The following is a 19,328-nucleotide window of genomic DNA, read 5'->3' on the forward strand; positions in this document are numbered from 1 at the left end:
CTTGACCGCATACTGGTTAGGCACACTCCTTGGCCCCGGCACATCGGGGCTTTTTTAGGCCTGGGATTTTAGGCCGTTGTCTAGTTTGGGCCTCAGGGTTGAGTACGGGCTGTTGGCAGGTCGGCGATGGGGATAAGTGCGTTGCGCAGATGTTGCTCAAACAGGTCAATGATAGTCGACCAGCCTTGGCGAGCAGCGTGCTGGCGGCCATTGAGACGCACCCTGCGCAGGCTTTCCGGTGTTTCGAGCAGCCAGCACGCCGCCTCGATAAAAGCCTGGTGATCCTGGGGCATTGCCAAGGCGCCATTGTGCCCATGGCGAATATGCTGGCTGGCGGCAGCTTGATCGTAAGCGACCACGCCAAGGCCAGAGGCCAATGCTTCAAGTAACACATTGCCGAAGGTCTCGGACAGGCTGGGAAAGACGAACAGGTCGCCTGAGGCATAGTGTGCGGCCAATTGCTCACCGCGCTGCACGCCACAAAATACTGCCTCGGGTAGTTGTGCCTGCAGTTGCGCGCGTTGCGGCCCATCGCCAACCAGAATCAGCTTCAGGTTGTGTTGCGGGTAGCGTTGTTGCAGCGTCCTGAAGGTATCGGCCAACAGCTTCAGGTTTTTCTCGGCAGCTAATCTGCCAACGTGAATGACCGCCGTGTCGGATTCTTCTAGCCCCCACTGTTTACGCAGCTCGCTGGAGCGCTTGGCCGGATTAAACAGTTGGCTGTCCACGCCGCGGGCAAGCAGTTCCACGCGCTCGAAGCCGCGACGCTCCAGTTCAATTTGCTGGCTGACACTGGGCGCGAGGGTCATGCGTGAAGCATTGTGGAACCAGCGCAGGTAATTGGTGATCAAGCGCGTCAGTATGGCCGCACCATAGTGCCCGCTATATTGCTGGAAATTGGTATGAAAGCCGCTTACAACCGGGATATTCAAACGCCTGGCGGCACTCAATGCCGACCAGCCAAGCGGCCCTTCGGTGGCGATATATACAACATCGGGCCGCTCCTTGCGCCAGCGGCTGAGCAGCTTGTGCCGCGCCGACTGTCCCCACTGTAGCCCCGGATAACCGGGCAGTGGCCAACCGCGTGTGAGTAGCAGGTGCTCGTCGCTTTTGCGCGTTTGGTCGCTGCTTTGCCGAGGCCTGACCAATTGCAACTGATGGCCGCGCGCGCGTAGCCCGTTAACCAGTCGCTCAAGAGTATTGGCCACACCGTTGATTTCAGGCGTGAAGGTTTCGGTGACTAGCGCGATATACAAGGATGATGTGCTCATGACAGCAGTCTCGACTGCCGTCATGTAGCGAGTGTGACGCTTTTATTGTGAAATTATGACGCTGCTTGGCCGGGCGCCTTGGTGACGCGAGTGTCCCCGCGCTCACGCACCCAGAACAGGGTTGCACCCGCCACGGCTGCGGGCATCATCAGGATGTTGACGAAGGGTATCAGCAGCGCGGCGTAGGTAATGCCGCCGAAACCAAGGCTCTGCCAGCGCTTTTCGCGTAGCCAGGCGAGCATGTCCTGCCAGCTCATCTTGTTGTTGTCGGCGGGGTAGTCGATGTACTGGATCGCCATCATCCAGACGCCGAACAACAGCCACAAAGGCGCAGCAATAATGTTGACCACCGGGATAAACGACAGGATGAACAAGCCAATGGCCCGCGGCAAAAAGTAACCCAGCTTGCGCATCTCGCGACTCAGCGTGCGCGGGATCATGGCCACCAGTTCGCCCCAGCTGAAGGGTGGGAAGTTGTCTTCCCCGCGTACGACTACTTCGACTTTCTCGGCAAGAAAGCCGTTGAAAGGCGCTGCGACAATATTGGCGAGCATGGTGAATGTGAAGAAGATCATCAGCAACACCAGGACCACAAACAGCGGCCAGATGATGTACTCCAGAAAGCTCAGCCAACTGGGCAGGTTGGGCATGAAAGTGTCGACCCAACTACTGAATTGCTGGGTGGCAACGCCTACCAGGGCGCCAAACAACAACAGGTTGATCAGCAGAGGCAAGAGTACGAACAGGCGCAATCCAGGGCTAAGCACCAGTTTCAGGCCTTCGCTGAGGTATTGCGGTCCAGACAGTACGGGAGCAGGCATGGAGATTTCCGTGAATAACAAGTTGTGCCGACCTTACCGGCTTTGGCGCCCTGGGGAAAGTCTGCGCTAACGCTGGTAGGCCGACTTTAGAGGCTTATAGTCGCGCTCTATGCGTTGAATTGTTAAAGCAAATTTCCAACACTCAAAGTGCCCCGATACTCTTGGCCCCAGTTAAATTTTGGGGCTACTGCTTTGACCATGACCTTCCCCTAGGTGTCCGGGTAGTCCCGCTTTATTTGTCAGGCTCAGCGCCTGTAGGAGTCAACTATGTCGGCTACACGCCATGCACGCGTCATTATTCTCGGTTCCGGGCCTGCCGGTTACAGTGCTGCGGTCTATGCCGCACGCGCCAACCTCAAGCCGCTGCTGATTACCGGCATGCAGGCGGGCGGCCAGCTCACAATCACCACTGAAGTCGATAACTGGCCAGGTGATGTGCACGGTTTGACCGGCCCGGCCTTGATGCAGCGTATGCAGGAACATGCCGAGCGCTTTGAAACCGAGATCGTTTTCGACCACATCAATGCCGTCGATCTGGCCGGTAAGCTGTTTACCTTGGTGGGCGACAACGCCACCTATAGCTGCGACGCGCTGATCATCGCGACCGGCGCCAGTGCGCGCTATTTGGGGTTGCCGAGTGAGGAAGCCTTTATGGGCAAAGGCGTTTCAGCCTGCGCCACTTGTGACGGTTTTTTCTACCGCAATCGCGAGGTCGCGGTGGTTGGTGGGGGTAATACCGCTGTTGAGGAAGCCTTGTACCTGGCCAATATCGCCAGCAAGGTGACCTTGATCCACCGTCGTGAAACCTTCCGTGCCGAGAAGATCCTGCAAGACAAGCTGCAGGCGCGGGTTGCCGAGGGCAAGATCGAGCTCAAGCTCAACGCCCAGGTTGACCAGGTGCTGGGCGATAACATGGGGGTTACCGGTGTGCGCCTGCTCAATAATGACGGCAGCCACGCGGAGTTGAAGGTCGACGGGCTGTTCGTCGCCATCGGCCATACCCCGAATACCACATTGTTCGAGGGCCAGCTTGCGCTAAAGGATGGCTATCTTGTGGTGAATGGCGGTCGTGATGGCAATGCCACTGCGACCAGTGTGCCGGGTGTGTTTGCAGCAGGTGATGTGGCCGATCATGTCTACCGCCAGGCGATCACCTCGGCGGGTGCAGGCTGCATGGCCGCGCTGGATGCCGAGCGCTACCTTGATGGCCAGTAAGGATCAGGTCAGTTAACAAAAGCCCCGCATCATGCGGGGCTTCTGGTTTGGGCTGTAGCGTGCTTATGCAGCGCGGGAAAGCGGCTGCTGGGCAAATTTGACTGCACCCAAGCCATGCACCATCAGCGCACGGATATTGGCGTGATCCGACCCAGCAGGGGTCGCCAACACGCTGCGATAGTGTTCGCCGAAGCAGCGCAAGGCTTCTTCGTCGCTCAGTTGTTCGAGTAACGCAAGGCCCAGGGTCTTGCACGAGCCTTCATTTTGCCCGGCTGGGTTTTCAACGCCGCCATTGGTAAAGGCGCTGGGCTGGTAGACATAATGCTTGGCAATAAAATCCAGGGTTTCGGCAAAGGTGAATGTGTCGCTATTGAGACGTGTACGAAACGCGTGCAGGGCACTCATGCAACTTATCCTTTGCTGGTTTTATTGTTCATCGCAGCCAATTGTTCGGCTGTGGCTTCTTTCTGGTATTTGGCTTTCCAGTCGGCGTACGGCATGCCGTAGATTTCTTCGCGTGCCTGGTCTGGCGTAATGGCTACACCACTGTCATCAGCGGCTGCCTTGAACCATTTTGACAAACAGTTCCGGCAGAAACCGGCCAGGTTCATCATGTCGATGTTCTGCACATCAGGCCGGCTGCGCAGATGTTGCACCAGGCTACGGAAAGCCGCAGCTTCGAGTTCGAGACGTTCTTGGTCAGTCATGGCAATGCTCCGGGTGGGCAGGGCAATAATGCGCCGATAATAAAAGGCCAGCAGGCGGGCGGCAATCCTGCCTAGCGATGTCCGGCCAGGGTGATGGATACCGATTCGGCAAAGCGCAGGGCATGTGGCTTGTCGACCTCTACTTCAGCGTAGCGTACGGCCTCGTTGCGCATGACCAAATCGAGAATTTCCTGGGTCAGGCGCTCGAGCAGGGCGAAGCGGTTGTCTTCAACGTGCTGGATGATCGCCTTGGTGATGGTGCGGTAGTTCAATGCGTGGTCGATATCGTTGTCGCGCACAGCTTCTACTGCCGGGTACAGAATAGTCAGGTTGATCAACACATCCTGCTTGTTGTTAATCTCTTCCTCCTTGATCCCGATAAAGGTGCGCAGGCGTAGATCCTTGACGCGGATGCGCGCCATTCCCGGTTCCAGTCGCGGCATGGTTATTTACTCCGTCCGATCAGTTGCAAAAATTCGTGGCGGGTGTTGTACGACTCACGAAAAGCACCCAGCATCACCGATGTATTCATGATCGAGTTCTGCTTTTCGACACCGCGCATCATCATGCACATGTGCTGGGCCTCAATAACCACTGCAACCCCCGCTGCCTGGGTCACTGCCTGGATCGAGTCGGCAATTTGCCGCGTCAGGTTTTCCTGAATTTGCAGGCGGCGGGCGTACATATCGACTATTCGGGCTATTTTCGACAGGCCCAACACTTTGCCGGTCGGGATATAGGCAACATGCGCCTTGCCAATAAAGGGCAGCAAGTGATGCTCGCACAAGGAGTAGAGCTCGATATCCTTGACGATGACCATTTCATCGTTATCGCTGGCAAAAAGAGCACCGTTTACCACTTCCTCAAGGCTTTTATCGTAACCATGACACAGGTATTGCATGGCTTTGGCCGCACGCTTTGGCGTGTCCAGCAAACCTTCTCGCTCGGGGTTTTCGCCCACTGCGATCAATATTTCACGGTAGTGCTCGGACAGTTTGTCGTTCATTTTGAAACCCTCGGGGTCCGCCTCACTTGAGGTGGCGGCCGCCATTTACGGTAAGCGTGGTGCCCGTGGTGTATGGCGAGTCGAGCAGATAGCGTACGGACTGGTAGATCACAGCTGGACCGGGCTCAATGCCCAATGCTGATTTGTTCAAGGCTTTGTTGCGGTAGTCTTGGTCGTCATCCGGGTTGAACATGATCAGAGCGGGGGCAATGCTGTTGACCTTGATGCGCGGTGCATATTTGGCGGCAAAGGACAGGCTCAGGCTTTCCAAGCCTGCCTTGCTCGCGCAATAGGCTATATGTTTGGCGCTGCCCTTGCGCGCCACATCATCGGTAATGTGGATGATATCGGCGCAGGACGACAGCTCCAGCAACGAGGCACAGTGCAGGTTGATCAGGTAGGGCGCCAACATGTGCACGTTGCTCATTTGCTGGAAGGTTTCGGCTTCGTGGCCCGGTTGTTCGGCCCGCCAGCTGGAGGCATTGTGAATAATGGCCCGCAGGCTTTGGGTTTGCTTTTTCAGTGTCTCGATAAACTCGAGAATACTGGCCTCTGAATTGAATTCGGCCTGTATCGCTCTTGCTCCACGTTCACGTAGATGCTGAATGCTTTCGCGTTCGGTGCGATAGGTGACGATAACCGCATGGCCCTCTTCCAGCAGGCGCTCGGCGCAGTACAGGCCAATGCGTTGACTGGCTCCGGTGATCAGGATCGGGGCTGGGTTGGGGCTCATGCTTTACTCGGGTTGAAGGTGGAGGCTGTTCAGTCAGGTGCGAGCGTGTGCCGAACCCTGCCTAAAGCTATACCAGCAGTGGGTGTTGTACAACCATGCGGGCATATGCCCCCTGGCCCGCATGGAGGTGGCGCCTTGCCGGGGACAAAAGGTGGTTGGCCTGCCGGGCGGCAGGCCAACATGTGGTCACTTACTTTGATTCGTCCAAAAAGCTTACAAGTGGCTCGATAAATCGATCGAAGGTCTCGATATGCGGCATATGACCGACGTTGTCGAGTTCAACCAACTTGGCGTTGGGAATCGCTTCAGCTGTTTGCTTGCCCAGTAGGTCGTAGCGACCCAGTGAGGCTTTTACTTCACCGCTGACACGGTCCTTGCCCAGTGCTGAGCGATCACGAGTGCCAATGATCAGCAAGGTCGGCATGCTCACTTGTCCGAACTCGTAGACCACCGGCTGGGTGAAGATCATGTCTGCGGTCAACGCCGCATTCCAGGCGAAGCGCGGGTAGTCTTTATCCTTGGTGATTCCAGCCAGGAGGTTGACCCATTCGTCATAGCCAGGTTGCCACTTGTTATCGTAGTAGCTTGTGAGCTGGTACTGCTTGACCTGCTCATAGTTGGTGGCAAGTGTGGATTTGTAGATAGCATCGATTGAGGCGTAAGGAACCTTGGTTTTCCAGTCTTCAAGGCCGATCGGGTTGACCAGGATCAGCTGTTGCGTGAAGTCACTGAACATCAGGCTGAAGCGAGTGGCGAGCATCCCGCCCATGGAATGCCCCAGAATGCTGGCTTTTTCGATTCCAAGGGAGTCGAGCAACTGCTTGGTGTTATTGGCCAGTTGCTGGAAGCTGTATTGGTAGGCGATGGGTTTGGTCGATTTACCAAAGCTGATCTGGTCCGGGGCGATCACGCGATATCCAGCGCTTGTCAGTGCCTTGATGGTGTCGCGCCAATAGGCACTGTTGAAGTTTTTGCCGTGCATGAGCACGACGGTCTTGCCGTTACTTTTGCCTGAGGTGGGCGCAACGTCCATATAAGCCATTTTCAGCGGTTCGGTTGTTCCCGCGTGTTGTTGGCTGTTCAGCTCGAAGAAGCTGACGGGATACGGATATTGGTAATTGCTCAGGTCGATGTCGTAAGCCGGTCGCGACGTTGTCGAGGCGCTCGTTTTGGCTGGTTCGCTGGTGGTTGCAGCATTGGCGGGGAGAGAGGCCAGGCTCAGGCTGATAAAGGCAGCAGCCGTGGCAATTAAATTGCTCGAAAAATAGCGGGTCATATAGAAACAGTCCATTTGCGCGCAAGGTTCAGCTCAGGCTGTAAAGCAGAGCTACGAAGAAGGTTGTGCGTTGCTGGCAGTGCCACTTGTCTACAAGTTCGTAGGCTAAAAGTCAGCGGCTTGTGAACAGTCTATAGGAGCTTTTTGGCGTGCTTTCCTGGATTTTGTAACCCAAAACTACCAAGGCAGGTCAGGGCTGCCGAGGTTTAGCTCAACGCGCAAAGTATTGAGCTAAACGGCCTCCGGTGTGCTTATCGAGGGCTTGCGGCTTCAAGGGGGCGCAGTGTGGAGCGTCTGCGGCCATGCAGCCAGGGCGCCAGCAGGCGAGTAGACAGTGGGATAAACAAATAGGTCATCAGTGGTGTGAGCGCCAAGGTCGAGAGCAGCACGCGGCTGACCAGTGAGAAGTCGCTCAGCCAGTGGCCGAATATAAGGTTGAAACACAGGGACACCGGGAAGAACGCCAACCAGATCGCCACGCTTTGTTTCCAGCGTGGTGGTTGACGGTTGGTGGCACCAAACCAGCTGTCAATACCGACTGCCCGTTGCTCCTGTGGCTGGGCAAACAAGCCGGTGCCGCGTGCAAGCCAGGCGGTGCGGGAAGCCGAATGTTCCCATGAGGCCAGGGTTTGCTCGTCGGCGAAGCGGAAAATAATCTGGAACTCATCGTCGCCAGGGGGCGGAGCAAGCACGCCCGAACCCAGGTAGCCTGGAAAGTCGGTGGCCAGGTGTTCTCCTTCATGCAGCCAGGCGATGAGGTCGTGATAGCGTCCGCTGGCAACGCGGCGCGCCACCATCAGGGTGACGGGATGTGCAGACATTGTGTATCTCCATTAAACCAGGCCTGTATCCAGGGTATGAATGCAGGCAGTAGGTGGCTCGGGGTGTTGAGCCGCGCTAAATACAAGCAAGGATTATTCCGGTTTTTCACAAATAAGCCAGTCCAGACTTGGTTGCTGTTGCGGCAAGCTGGAAAGTGGCGGACATGCACCGCTCCAGTGCAGTATTCGCCTGAATGTTCAGGTCGCGGGCGGGAGGGGCGAGCACAAGCGGAACTAAAGTCGCATGCGTCTGTTTGTGCGGTTTTCAACCAATATGCGATTCAGCCAGCTGGGTTACAATGCCGTGACTTCATCTTGCAGAAATCACCTGCTATGCCAGATCCCGTTGCTGCAATGCCCCCTGGTTCCGATGCTCCTAAGCAGGACGAGCTAATCCCAATTCGTGAGGTTTCACGTTTGACGGGCGTCAACCCCATTACCTTGCGTGCGTGGGAGCGGCGCTACGGGCTTGTACAGCCGACGCGCACTGAGAGTGGCCATCGCTTGTATTCGCAGGAGGATGTCGAGTCGGTACGCAGCATCCTGGCCTGGATCGAACGGGGCGTTTCGGTTAGCAAGGTTGGCAAGATTCTCGCCAAGCGCGACGCGGTCAGGGCGGCTAAAGCACCTGTCTATGAGGTGGTTACTTCATCAGAGTGGCAGCAGTGGCAAGACCAGGTACGCAATGCCATAAGCGGCTTTGATGACATCCAGCTTGATCGCCTGTACGGCCAGGTTTTTTCCAGTTACCCGTTGCCAGTTGTCTTCCAGGAAATCCTGATGCCGCTCTGGCAGGACTTGCTTGTCCGCCATGATGATGTGAGCCAAGCCAGTGAGTGGCTGTTCTACGATAGTTTCCTGCGTGGTCGGGTCATGCAGCGCCTGCATCTGGCCCGCAGCCAAGCTGAGTCGCGTGTGCTATTGGCAGCGCCGCCAGGCCATTGTCGTGAGCTTGAACTATTGGTGGCAGGTTTGTTGCTCAGCGACTCCAGTGTGTCGGTGAGGGTTCTGGGTGTTGGCCAGCCACTGGATGAATTGGCGTATCTGTGCGAGCGCATCAAACCCTCGGGGATGGGGCTGTTTTCCAACCAACCGCCCAGCGAGCAGTTGGCGCAGACGCTCAAGCGCCTGGCCTTGTCGGTCAATTGTCCGGTCAGCCTGACGGGTGCCTGTGCCGATTTGATCGAGGATGCGCTGAGTGATTCAGCTATCGCGTGCCTGGGCAATGAAGGGCGCTTGATGTCCCGTCGCCTGCGGCAGTTTCTGGCCGGGCATTTGGATACTTAGCCAAAGCAGCCTGGCGATCTATTCCGGATGCGCCTGTGGATACAGGGCGCGGTGCTGCAGATAGAGAAACTGCTGCAAGCGTTCGCTACTGAGGCTGTCCATTGCCTCCAGTTGATAGGCAAGATGCCTTTTGGTCGCTCTGCGCACGAACTGGCCCTTGACCGAAATGGGCTTTTGCTCGCCAAGCGGCAATAACAAGCTGAACTGGGTCGGGGCCTTGCGGTTGGCGGGTTGCTCAATCAGCAGGCCGTTGAGCGACAGTTAATGTCCCAGCAAACCCGTTGCACTGCCGTTGAGGTTGCGCAGTTCGATTGGCGGGGCAAAAGGCAGCCGCCACGCGCGCCTGTCAGTGCCGGACTCGTCGAATATCTGCGGGGTGCCTAGCTCAAGATGCTGATTGTGCTGGGCATCTTCGGAGACGAACGGGGTAAAGATCATCCGTTGGTTGGCAAAACGAGCGTCAATCGTCAGCTTTTCGACGTTTGCATAATTGCTTAGCAGGTCTTTCAGCGATTCTTCTAGGTCAATTTGAACAGACAAAGCCCCAGGCTGCTTGGCAGCAGGTCTGTTGTATAGGTGCTGGATAAACTCCAGCTCATCGTCTGTCAGGAGCACTGGGTCTTGCATATCGAACTCTACGCCAAGCGTTATTGTGATATGACAGTTCAGAATAGGTTTAGTTTTACGCCTGGATTAGGTAACAGCGTCCGTTAGTCGGATTTTCAGCTGTGCAACTTCAGCTTCCAGTTGTTTGACGCGTTCCTGAGCTTTTGAGTGCAGCGCTGTGCTTGGCTGGGTACCAAGTTCGCAGCCAAGTTGCCCGAATTCAGTGTAGACAGGAATAATTGATTGCACATGGCCTTGTTGGTTAACAACTCGTACGTCAACGGTGATGTTTTCAAGGTTGCTATAGCCACTGATCAGGTCGTTTATTGATTCTACGAGATCAACTTGGTCGGGCAACGTTTCGGGCTGCTCACTCTCAGGCTGGTTATAAAGCTGCTGAATAAATGCTACTTCTTCATCCGTGAGTAGTGCCGGTTCGTCCATGAGCAACTCTTACGTCAGATATTTAATCACCAGAGAAAAACAACCTAGCATTCAGGCGGCAGGGGTGTAGCTGCGAGTTGGGCTTTGAGTCGTGCAACTTCATCCTCCAACTGTTTGATACGCTCCTGTGCTTGAACCTGCTCCGTAACATTTTTCTGGATGCCTATAAAGTAGACGAGGTTATCACTTTCGTTATAAATCGGCGTAATTGATAGCTCGTTCCAGAAAGGTGAGCCGTCTTTTCGGAAATTTCTTAGGACTTGTCGGCAGGGTTTACCCTGTTTGAGGGCGTCGCGAATGAGCTGCAGTCCCTCTTGGTCGCGGTCTCCGCCCTGGAGGAATCGACAGTCCTGATACAGGATGTCTTCCCTGGCGTAGCCGGTTAACCTCTCAAAAGCCGCGTTGGCGTAGATCAGGATATTGTCATCACCTTCCTGCTCGGCAACCACAATGCCATCATGGGAGGCGTCTATTACCAGCTGTAGCAGTTTGGCGCTGATCATGCAAAGAATTCCAAGTCTAGGTTAAGGCATTCTAAAACATCCGTTGAGGCTGGCCAGTTACGGCATAATAACGCCCAAATTCGATAGTTTTTGGAGCAGTTTTATAATAGCGCCCAAATTCGATAGTTTTTGGAGCAGTTTTATGAAAGTCGCGATCTTTTCTGGCTCGGTTTATGGCACCGCTGAAGAAGTCGCTCGTCATGTGCAGGGGCTATTGAAGGCTGCGGGGTTCGAAACCTTCTATGATCCGCGAGCTAGCTTGTCCGATGTCCAGGCTTTTGCCCCCGAGGCTTTTCTTGCGGTGACTTCAACCACCGGGATGGGCGAACTGCCGGATAACCTGCAGCCGCTGTATTACGCCATTCGAGATCATCTGCCTGCCTGGAGCGGGCTGCCGGGTGGCGTTATTGCGCTGGGTGATTCCAGTTATGGCGATACCTTTTGTGGTGGGGGCGAACTGGTGCGTGAGTTATATGCCGAACTGGGTATTCGTGAAGTCCAGGACATGCTGCGGCTTGACTCCAGCGAAAGCGTGACCCCAGAAACCGATGCCGAGCCCTGGGTGGCCCGCTCTATTGCGGCGCTCAAGGCCTGACCGCTCTTATTCAGTGGCTGAATATCAGCTGTTAACCCACCGTCCTGACTCGCTGGGCCACTAAGCTGGCTGCCAGGGCAACTAGGCAAGGGCCAGGCACTCGCTAGACTCAATACAGGTCATAACAATAACTGTAGAGGTGTCGAGGATGAGTGCTGCCCAAGAACTGCCCCCTGTAAGTCTCAAAGACCAGGTGTCTGCTGCTGAATGGCAAACCCGTGTCGATCTGGCCGCTTGCTATCGGCTGATCGCGCTGCACGGATGGGATGACCTGATTTTTACTCATATCTCGGCCAAGATCCCCGGTGTTGATGAGTTCCTGATCAATCCATTCGGGTTGATGTTCCACGAAATCACGGCCTCCAGCCTGGTCAAGATCGACCTTGCCGGCAATAAGCTGATGGACAGCCCGTATGAGATCAATCCGGCGGGCTACACCATCCATAGCGCGGTGCATGAGGTTCGTCACGACGTCGCCTGTGTCGTCCATATCCACACACCGGCGGGTATTGCCGTTTCAGCACAGAAACAGGGCTTGCTGCCCTTGTCGCAGCAGTCCTTGTTTGTGCTTTCGAGCTTGGCTTACCACGGTTATGAAGGTGTTGCACTGAACCACGACGAGAAGGCGCGTTTGCAGGCTGACCTGGGCGACAAGAACTTTATGATTCTGCCCAACCACGGCTTGTTGACCGCCTCCTCAAGCATTGCCGACACCTTTTTGATGATGTTCACCTTGCAGCGCGCATGCGAAGCCCAGGTCATGGCCCAGAGCGGCGGCGCAGAGTTGATACATATTCCCCAGCAGATTCTCGATGGCGCCAAGGCCATGGTCGCTGGTGTAATGAAGAGTCCGCAAGGCATGGGTGGCTCCCTGGCATGGCCAGCCCTGTTGCGCAAACTCGATCAGCAAATGCCAGGCTACGCCAACTGATGGCGCTGCCAGGCATCGCACTGGATCAGTGGCGCGCCCAATGCCAGCACTTCGAGTTCAAGGGACATCAGCTTTGCTACTGGACCGCCGGGCCTGAGGATGCGCCGCCATTGTTGTTGATCCACGGCTTTCCCACCGCCAGTTGGGATTGGCATTATCTCTGGCGGCCGCTGGCCGAGCATTATCGGTTGATCGCCTGTGACATGCTCGGCTTTGGCTATTCGGCCAAGCCTGCCGGTCACGCCTACAGCCTGCTTGAACAGGCGGATTTGCATCAGGCGTTATTGGCACAGCTTAGGATTACCGATGGCGTGCATCTGCTGGCGCATGACTATGGTGACAGCGTTGCCCAGGAATTGCTGGCGCGCCATCAGGAAGGACGTATCAAGCTGGCGAGTTGTGTGTTTCTCAATGGCGGGCTGTTTCCTGAAACCCATCACCCGGTGTTAGTGCAAAAACTGTTGCTGAGTCCTGTTGGGCCCTTGATCGGCCGCCTGTTCAATCGGAAAAAACTCGAGGCAAGTTTCGCCAAGGTGTTCGGGCCCGATACCTTGCCCGGCAGCGCTGAGCTTGATGATTTCTGGACATTGATCAGTCATGACAATGGCCCGGCAATCATGCACCGATTGATTCGCTACATGCCCGAGCGGCGCCAGCAACGCGACCGCTGGGTGGCGGCGATGCAGGCAACCCAGGTGCCTATGCGACTTATTGATGGTGCTGTTGATCCTATTTCCGGGTTGCACATGGTTGAGCGTTACAGGGTGCTGATTCCCCAGGCCGACACAGTGGTGCTCGAGGGCATTGGCCATTACCCGCAAACTGAAGCGCCCGAAGCAGTGCTGGCACATTACCTGGAATTTCGCCAGGCAGTGGCACAAGCAGCGGATTAGCCTTGCTTGGGTGGCGGCCGATTGATCAGCCTGATCAAGGTCGCCATGGCTTATCTCCTTGTCTTATCGGGCACCATTCAGGGCCACCCGTCATAGTTGTGACTATTGTGGCCCTGGTCGACACTCAGCCCAATCATTAACACTGCCAGGAGCCTTTCGATGAGTGAAGCCATTCGTTTCCAGGACCAAGTTGTAATTGTTACCGGCGCCGGTGGCGGCCTCGGTCGTGCCCATGCGTTGCTGTTCGCCAAGCATGGCGCCAAAGTGGTAGTCAACGATTTGGGTGGTAGCACCCACGGCGAAGGCGCCAATGCTTCGGCAGCCGACAGGGTTGTCGAGGAAATCCGCGCTGCGGGTGGCACTGCTGTGGCCAACCACGACTCGGTAACCGATGGCGATAAAATCGTCGAGCATGCCTTGGATGCCTTCGGACGTATTGATGTAGTGGTCAACAATGCTGGCATCCTGCGTGATAAAACCTTCCACAAGATGGAGCAGGTCGACTGGGACCAAGTCTATCAAGTACACGTTGAAGGTGCGTTTAAAATCACACGCGCAGCCTGGCCGCACATGCGTGAGCAAGGCTATGGCCGGGTGATCTTTACTTCGTCGACTTCCGGCATCTACGGCAACTTTGGGCAGTCAAACTACGGCATGGCCAAGCTGGGCTTGTACGGGCTGACGCGTACCCTGGCGATCGAGGGGCGCAAGCACAATATCCTGGTTAACGCGATTGCGCCGACTGGCGGCACACGTATGACCGAAGGCCTGATACCGCCGCAGGTATTCGAGCAGCTCAAGCCAGAGCTGGTCAGCCCGCTGGTGGTTTACCTGGCCAGCAACAGCTGCGAAGAAACGTCCGGCCTGTTCGAAGTGGGTGGCGGCTGGATGGGCAAAGTGCGCTGGGAGCGAAGCCTCGGTGCGGGCTTTGATCCGCGTGCCGGTTTCAGCCCTGAAGATGTTGCCGCGCACTGGGCCCAGATCTGCGACTTTGAAAACGCAGCGCACCCAGCCGATAACGTCGAGGCATTGAAAGAGATGATGGCCAACCTGCAAAAATTTGCCATCTGATTCAAGTTGTTGCCTGTGACCATTTAAAGTAGGGGCCAGCCATGTGCTGGCCTTTATTGTGCGGCATGCTAACGGACATATTGCTGGAAACGAGGCAGCCATGAACATCCTTATCGACAAGGCCGGACCTGTTACCACCTTTACCATCAATCGGGCGCAGGAACGCAATGCTGTTGATCGGCCTACCGCACAGGCGCTGGCGGACGCCTTACGTGCATTTGAAGCCGATGAGAATGCCAGGGTTGCGATACTCACCGGGGCCGGTGATGGCTTTTGTGCTGGCGCAGACCTGTCAGCCGTTGCCGATGATGCATTGCGCGCCAACCGACTTGAGCGGGACGGGGATGGGCCAATGGGGCCGAGCCGCATGCAGCTAAGTAAACCCTTGATTGCAGCCATTGAAGGTCATGCGGTTGCAGGCGGCCTGGAGTTGGCGCTCCTGGCCGATTTGCGCGTGGCCGCCCAAAGTGCCGTGCTTGGAGTGTTTTGTCGACGCTTTGGCGTGCCTTTGATTGATGGCGGGACTGTGCGTTTGCCACGGATTATTGGTCAGGGACGAGCGCTGGACTTAATTCTCACTGGTCGTCCGGTACTGGCCGACGAAGCCTTGCAAATGGGCTTGGTCAATCGGGTTGTGCCAACAGGCACTGCTTTGGCGGCGGCGCAGGCCTTGGCGCTTGAAATCGCCGGTTTACCGCAAGGCTGTATGCTCAGTGATAGGGCAAGCAGCTATGAACAATGGGACCTGGGTTTCACTCAGGCCCTTGCTAACGAGTTTGAACGCGGCATGGCTGTGATTAACAGCGGTGAAACCCAGGCTGGAGCCAAGCGCTTCAAAAGCGGTCTTGGGCGTCATGGCAGCAAGACCTAGTTCTTGCCGGGGATGCCATATTTGCGCAGCCGCACTGCAATAGCGCTGTGCGAGGTGCGCAACCTGCTTGCCAACTGACGGCTGGAGGGGTGGCTGGCGTAAAGCTTTTCGAGCAGTGCTTTTTCAAAGCCAGCAACCGCCGACTCCAGGCTTTCGACCTCATCACTCGATGAGTGGGCTGCGATCGCGGTACTTGCAATATCCAGGTCGTCGATCTGTACCAGGTTGCTTTCACTGATGGCTGCTGCCCGGAAAATGACGTTTTGCAATTGGCGTACGTTGCCCGGCCAGCGATTGCTCAGCAGGGCCGGATAGGTATCCGGCGCAAGGCGGCAGGGCGGTCGTTGGATCTGTGCGCAAGCCTGGCGCATAAAATGGCGAGCCAGTAGCAGGATATCCTGGCCACGGGCGCGCAATGGCGGGACCTCAAGATTGAGTACGTTGAGGCGGTAGTACAGGTCTTCTCGGAAGCTGCCTTCGCTGACCATTTTTTCCAGGTCACGGTGGGTGGCGCTCAGGATGCGAACATCCACCTTCACCTCGCGTTCACCGCCTACCCGGCGAAATGTCCCGTCATTGAGGAATCGCAAAAGCTTGGCTTGCAGGTAGGGCGACATTTCAGCGATTTCATCGAGAAATACCGTGCCATGGTTGGCCAGCTCCAACAAGCCGGGCTTGCCGCCGCGCTGGGCACCGGTAAAGGCGCCGGGGGCGTAGCCAAATAGCTCACTTTCGGCGAGGTTCTCTGGTAATGCCGCGCAATTAAGTGCCAGGAAAGGAGCGTCGCAACGCGTGCTGCTGGTATGGCAGGCCCGTGCCACCAGCTCCTTGCCGGTTCCTGTTTCCCCCTGGATCAACAGCGGGGCATCCAGGGTCGCAACCCGCTGCGCTCGCGCCTTGAGCGTGCGAATCGGTACTGAATCGCCGAGCAGTGAGTCAAAGCCTTCAGCGTGATCATGGTGCAACGCCGAAAGGCGAGCGCCAATTCGGCTGGGTTCATACAGGGTCAGCAGGGCGCCCGCGAGTTGTAGCTGGCCCGCGTCCGCGGTTTCGCTAATCGGCATGGCATCAAGCAGCAAGGCCTGACCGTGAAGGGTTACTTCGCGAAGTGGCAGGCGGAAATGCTGTTCCAGCAGTTCATGCTGCAAGGATGGGTTGGCGAATAAATCGCCCAGGGCCAAGCCTTCCGGCTCCTGTTCGCACAGGGCAATCAAGGCGGGATTGGCCAGCAGTACCCGGCCTTGAGCATCAACGGCAAGCACCGGGTCTGTCATTGCCGCGAGCAAGGCATCGAGCTGCAGGCGTCGGCGTTGGCCAGGGAGAATATCGACGATGGTAACGGCCTGCACCCCCTGAACCTTGAACAAGGCCTCGCGCAATTCATCCAGCACTTCGGAGCTGAGCGTGGGCGCGTCGATATAGACGTTTGGCGGCACCATCTCGACCGCATCCAGGTTCAGGTTGCGCCCGCCCAGCAGCGCAAGCACTTCCTGGGTGATGCCTACACGGTCGATGAAGGTGACGTGGATACGCATGCTGTCTACTGGCCAAGGGTGAATGGCCAAGTATGCCCGGTCTGCGCGCAGAGGTTAACTGTTGCTGCTGACTGTGTGACGACAAAACAAACGTTACGATTATCGTAACGTTTGCATCCAGTGGTTGATTGATGGCCATTGGCACTGGCTCCTAATGTGGCATCACGACAGCGCACACCTGGAGTTAGCATGACAACAATAATATCCCCACCGCCGCAGTGGTCACGTCGTCGAGCCGAGAAACAACGGCGCCTCGAGACAGTCCGCGCCCTTGCCGACGGTGTGGTTTTGCCCAGCGATAAAATCGTAGCGGCGCTTGAAGCATTGATTGCCCCGGGTGATCGCGTGGTGCTTGAAGGCAATAACCAGAAACAGGCCGATTTCCTTTCCCGTTCACTGGCAAAAGCAAGCCCTGAGCGCCTGCATGACTTGCATATGATCATGCCGAGTGTGAGCCGCGCTGAGCACCTTGACCTGTTCGAGCGCGGTATTGCGCGCAAGCTGGATTTCTCCTTTGCAGGGCCACAAAGCCTGCGCATCAGCCAGTTGCTCGAGGACGGTCTGCTCGAAGTAGGGGCGATTCACACCTACATCGAACTCTACTCGCGATTGTTGGTTGACCTGATCCCCAACGTTGCCCTGGTGGCCGGATTCAAGGCGGATCGGGAAGGTAATATCTACACCGGGCCAAGTACCGAAGACACCCCCGCACTGGTTGAGCCGACCGCATTCAGCGATGGCATTGTTATCGTTCAGGTCAATGAGCTGGTCGATGATGCGAGCGAGTTGCCGCGTGTTGATATCCCGGGCTCATGGGTCGACTTTGTCGTGGTGGCTGACAAACCCTTCTAAATCGAGCCGTTGTTTCCCCGTGACCCACGCCACATCAAGCCGGTGCATGTGTTGATGGCGATGATGGCCATTCGCGGCATCTATGAAAAACACAATGTGCAGTCGCTTAACCATGGCATTGGCTTCAACACTGCAGCCATCGAACTTATCTTGCCAACCTACGGGGAAAAGCTTGGGCTCAAGGGCAAGACCTGCCGCAACTGGACACTTAACCCCCACCCGACCCTGATCCCGGCGATTGAGACGGGTTGGGTTGAAAGCGTGCACTGCTTCGGCACCGAGTTGGGCATGGAAAACTACATCGCCATGCGGCCCGATGTGTTCTTCACCGGCAGTGACGGTTCGATGCGTTCAAATCGGATGATGTGCCAGTTGGCCGGCCAATACGCAGTCGATCTGTTTATTGGCGCCACCTTGCAAGTCGATGGCGATGGCCACTCATCCACTGTAACGCGTGGGCGCCTGGCAGGTTTTGGCGGCGCGCCAAATATGGGGCACGACCCGCGTGGACGCCGCCACGCGACACCTGCATGGCTGGATATGTGTTCCGATACCGGCGCTCCGGTGACCCTGCTTGAGCGCGGTAAAAAGCTGGTAGTGCAGATGGTCGAAACCTTCCAGGAAGGCGGTAAGCCCACCTTTGTCGACACCCTCGATGCAGTTGAGGTGGCGCGTAAAAGTGGCATGCCGCTGGCGCCGATCATGATCTATGGCGACGACGTGACCCACCTGCTGACCGAGGAAGGCATTGCCTACCTGTACAAGGCGCGCTCGCTTGAGGAGCGCCAGGCAATGATCGCCGCAGTGGCCGGCGTGACCAGTATCGGGTTGCGCCACGACCCCAAAGATACCCTGCGCATGCGCAAGGAAGGCTTGATTGCCTTGCCCGAAGACCTGGGCATTCGTCGCGCGGACGCCAGCCGTGAGTTGCTCGCGGCCAAGAGCATCGCCGAGCTGGTTGAGTGGTCGGGCGGCCTGTACAACCCGCCCGCCAAGTTCAGGAGCTGGTGATGACAGCCTTACAGGTTAAACATACGCAACTGAGCCTGGCGGAGTGCCTGGCCGACCTGGCGGTTGAAGTGCTGATTGATGAAGCCGATCTGTCGCCCAAGCCAGGACTGGTTGATCGCCGGGGCAATGGCGCCCACGACGACCTGCACCTGGGCCTGATGCATTCTTCGGCGTTGTCGCTGTGGTCGGCCTTCAAGGAAATGGCCGAGGCGGCGTGCGAGCACGGCGAAGTCAATCAGGCATTGCGAGAGACGCTGGGACGCATCGGTCGTGAAGGCGAGGTTGAAATGCTGCGCGTTACTGGCGGCGTCAACACGCACCGGGGCGCCATCTGGGCGCTGGGTTTGCTGTGTGCAGCCGCAGCGCTGGATGATCAAGCGCTGGATGCCGGCCAAGTCACCTTGCGCGCCGCGCGAATTGCCATTCTTGACGACCGGGCCATACCCGTCACGACTGAAAGCCATGGCCAGCAAGTTTGCCGGACCTTTGGCTTGCCCGGCGCGCGCGAGCAGGCCCAGCTGGGTTTCCCGGCAATCATCCAGCATGGGTTGCCGCAACTGCTGCGCAGCCGTTCGGAGCGGGCGGGTGAGCAGAATGCAAGGCTCGATGCGCTGCTGGCGATCATGAGCCAACTGACTGATACCTGTGTGCTGTATCGCGCTGGCCTGAGCGGGCTCGATTGCATGCAGGGCGGGGCACGAGCGGTTATCGAGGCGGGTGGTTGTGCCAGCCTCGAAGGGCGCCGATTGCTGCGCGATCTCGATAACGACATGTTGAGGCTGCGTGCCTCACCCGGCGGGGCAGCTGATTTACTCGCCGCGACTTTATTCCTCGACCGCCTTGCGCCTGCCTTGCACGCGCCAATAGGGAGCGTCTGAT

Annotated in this window: 22 protein-coding genes and 1 pseudogene; 9 read left to right on the forward strand and 14 right to left on the reverse strand. The window is 56.9% G+C overall.

Annotated features, from left to right (window positions below):
• Window positions 1–92: 92 nt before the first annotated feature.
• Window positions 93–1,295: a glycosyltransferase family 4 protein gene (locus PSES9_RS0109560; protein WP_029529469.1), complete on the reverse strand. Its 1,203-nt coding sequence runs from the start codon at window positions 1,293–1,295 to the stop codon at window positions 93–95.
• A gap of 29 nt (window positions 1,296–1,324) precedes the next feature.
• Entirely contained in the window at window positions 1,325–2,092 is a 768-nt protein-coding gene (gene cysZ, locus PSES9_RS0109565) for a sulfate transporter CysZ (RefSeq protein WP_010486388.1), read from the reverse strand.
• A gap of 267 nt (window positions 2,093–2,359) precedes the next feature.
• Between cysZ and trxB the strand changes: the two genes are divergently transcribed.
• Window positions 2,360–3,307 (forward strand): thioredoxin-disulfide reductase, encoded by a 948-nt coding sequence (trxB, locus tag PSES9_RS0109570; protein WP_010486390.1) that lies wholly within the window; start codon window positions 2,360–2,362, stop codon window positions 3,305–3,307.
• A 63-nt stretch (window positions 3,308–3,370) separates the two neighbouring features.
• Here trxB and PSES9_RS0109575 read toward each other — a convergent pair whose 3' ends face one another.
• The 7 genes from PSES9_RS0109575 to PSES9_RS0109605 form a co-directional block, all read right to left on the reverse strand.
• Window positions 3,371–3,712, reverse strand: coding sequence for a HopJ type III effector protein (locus PSES9_RS0109575; RefSeq protein WP_010486391.1), 342 nt, complete (start codon window positions 3,710–3,712; stop codon window positions 3,371–3,373).
• A gap of 5 nt (window positions 3,713–3,717) precedes the next feature.
• Window positions 3,718–4,014: a DUF1244 domain-containing protein gene (locus PSES9_RS0109580; protein ID WP_010486394.1), complete on the reverse strand. Its 297-nt coding sequence runs from the start codon at window positions 4,012–4,014 to the stop codon at window positions 3,718–3,720.
• Between the two features lie 71 nt (window positions 4,015–4,085).
• On the reverse strand, window positions 4,086–4,457 hold the full coding sequence (gene folX / locus PSES9_RS0109585; RefSeq protein WP_010486395.1) for a dihydroneopterin triphosphate 2'-epimerase: 372 nt from the start codon (window positions 4,455–4,457) through the stop codon (window positions 4,086–4,088).
• A 2-nt stretch (window positions 4,458–4,459) separates the two neighbouring features.
• Entirely contained in the window at window positions 4,460–5,020 is a 561-nt protein-coding gene (folE, locus tag PSES9_RS0109590) for a GTP cyclohydrolase I FolE (RefSeq protein ID WP_010486397.1), read from the reverse strand.
• 22 nt (window positions 5,021–5,042) lie between these two features.
• Window positions 5,043–5,753: a dihydromonapterin reductase gene (gene folM, locus PSES9_RS0109595; protein WP_010486398.1), complete on the reverse strand. Its 711-nt coding sequence runs from the start codon at window positions 5,751–5,753 to the stop codon at window positions 5,043–5,045.
• A gap of 190 nt (window positions 5,754–5,943) precedes the next feature.
• Window positions 5,944–7,029 (reverse strand): alpha/beta fold hydrolase, encoded by a 1,086-nt coding sequence (locus tag PSES9_RS0109600; protein ID WP_010486400.1) that lies wholly within the window; start codon window positions 7,027–7,029, stop codon window positions 5,944–5,946.
• Window positions 7,030–7,280: 251 nt separating this feature from the next.
• The gene (locus PSES9_RS0109605) at window positions 7,281–7,850 is read right to left on the reverse strand and encodes an antibiotic biosynthesis monooxygenase (RefSeq protein ID WP_010486402.1); all 570 of its coding nucleotides are present in this window, start codon (window positions 7,848–7,850) and stop codon (window positions 7,281–7,283) included.
• A gap of 333 nt (window positions 7,851–8,183) precedes the next feature.
• On the opposite strand from PSES9_RS0109605, the gene PSES9_RS0109610 reads away from it, so the two are divergent.
• Window positions 8,184–9,137 (forward strand): MerR family transcriptional regulator, encoded by a 954-nt coding sequence (locus tag PSES9_RS0109610; RefSeq protein ID WP_010486404.1) that lies wholly within the window; start codon window positions 8,184–8,186, stop codon window positions 9,135–9,137.
• An 18-nt stretch (window positions 9,138–9,155) separates the two neighbouring features.
• On the opposite strand, the gene PSES9_RS24885 is transcribed toward PSES9_RS0109610, so the two are convergent.
• The 4 genes from PSES9_RS24885 to PSES9_RS0109630 form a co-directional block, all read right to left on the reverse strand.
• The gene (locus PSES9_RS24885; protein WP_138943072.1) at window positions 9,156–9,335 is read right to left on the reverse strand and encodes a hypothetical protein; all 180 of its coding nucleotides are present in this window, start codon (window positions 9,333–9,335) and stop codon (window positions 9,156–9,158) included.
• A gap of 63 nt (window positions 9,336–9,398) precedes the next feature.
• On the reverse strand, window positions 9,399–9,764 hold the full coding sequence (locus PSES9_RS0109620) for a hypothetical protein (RefSeq protein ID WP_010486406.1): 366 nt from the start codon (window positions 9,762–9,764) through the stop codon (window positions 9,399–9,401).
• A 66-nt stretch (window positions 9,765–9,830) separates the two neighbouring features.
• Window positions 9,831–10,187: a hypothetical protein gene (locus PSES9_RS0109625; protein WP_010486408.1), complete on the reverse strand. Its 357-nt coding sequence runs from the start codon at window positions 10,185–10,187 to the stop codon at window positions 9,831–9,833.
• A 44-nt stretch (window positions 10,188–10,231) separates the two neighbouring features.
• Window positions 10,232–10,690 carry a PAS domain-containing protein gene (locus tag PSES9_RS0109630; RefSeq protein ID WP_010486409.1) on the reverse strand — a complete coding sequence of 153 codons (459 nt, stop codon included), beginning with the start codon at window positions 10,688–10,690 and terminating at the stop codon, window positions 10,232–10,234.
• A 142-nt stretch (window positions 10,691–10,832) separates the two neighbouring features.
• Between PSES9_RS0109630 and PSES9_RS0109635 the strand changes: the two genes are divergently transcribed.
• From PSES9_RS0109635 to PSES9_RS0109655, 5 genes are all read left to right on the forward strand, one after another.
• A complete protein-coding gene (locus PSES9_RS0109635; RefSeq protein ID WP_010486410.1) occupies window positions 10,833–11,285 on the forward strand; it encodes a flavodoxin in 453 nt (150 codons plus the stop codon).
• A 148-nt stretch (window positions 11,286–11,433) separates the two neighbouring features.
• A complete protein-coding gene (locus PSES9_RS0109640; RefSeq protein ID WP_010486411.1) occupies window positions 11,434–12,216 on the forward strand; it encodes a class II aldolase/adducin family protein in 783 nt (260 codons plus the stop codon).
• Window positions 12,216–13,109, forward strand: coding sequence for an alpha/beta fold hydrolase (locus tag PSES9_RS0109645; RefSeq protein ID WP_010486412.1), 894 nt, complete (start codon window positions 12,216–12,218; stop codon window positions 13,107–13,109). Before PSES9_RS0109640 ends, PSES9_RS0109645 begins: the two co-directional genes overlap by 1 nt.
• A gap of 159 nt (window positions 13,110–13,268) precedes the next feature.
• Window positions 13,269–14,180, forward strand: a complete 912-nt coding sequence (locus PSES9_RS0109650) for an SDR family oxidoreductase (RefSeq protein WP_010486413.1) — start codon at window positions 13,269–13,271, stop codon at window positions 14,178–14,180.
• 100 nt (window positions 14,181–14,280) lie between these two features.
• On the forward strand, window positions 14,281–15,051 hold the full coding sequence (locus tag PSES9_RS0109655) for a crotonase/enoyl-CoA hydratase family protein (protein ID WP_010486414.1): 771 nt from the start codon (window positions 14,281–14,283) through the stop codon (window positions 15,049–15,051).
• Here PSES9_RS0109655 and PSES9_RS0109660 read toward each other — a convergent pair.
• Window positions 15,048–16,586, reverse strand: coding sequence for a sigma-54-dependent transcriptional regulator (locus tag PSES9_RS0109660; protein ID WP_010486415.1), 1,539 nt, complete (start codon window positions 16,584–16,586; stop codon window positions 15,048–15,050). The two genes, PSES9_RS0109655 and PSES9_RS0109660, sit on opposite strands and share 4 nt — an antisense overlap.
• A gap of 189 nt (window positions 16,587–16,775) precedes the next feature.
• Between PSES9_RS0109660 and mdcA the strand changes: the two are divergent.
• Window positions 16,776–18,449 (forward strand): annotated as a pseudogene (gene mdcA, locus PSES9_RS23295) (malonate decarboxylase subunit alpha).
• Complete coding sequence (locus PSES9_RS0109670; RefSeq protein WP_010486416.1) at window positions 18,449–19,327, forward strand: triphosphoribosyl-dephospho-CoA synthase; 879 nt, start codon at window positions 18,449–18,451, stop codon at window positions 19,325–19,327. The pseudogene mdcA and the gene PSES9_RS0109670 overlap by 1 nt, the downstream one beginning before the upstream one ends.
• Window position 19,328 lies beyond the last annotated feature (1 nt).

This window comes from Pseudomonas sp. S9, assembly GCF_000222125.1.
Classification (GTDB): domain Bacteria; phylum Pseudomonadota; class Gammaproteobacteria; order Pseudomonadales; family Pseudomonadaceae; genus Aquipseudomonas; species Aquipseudomonas segetis.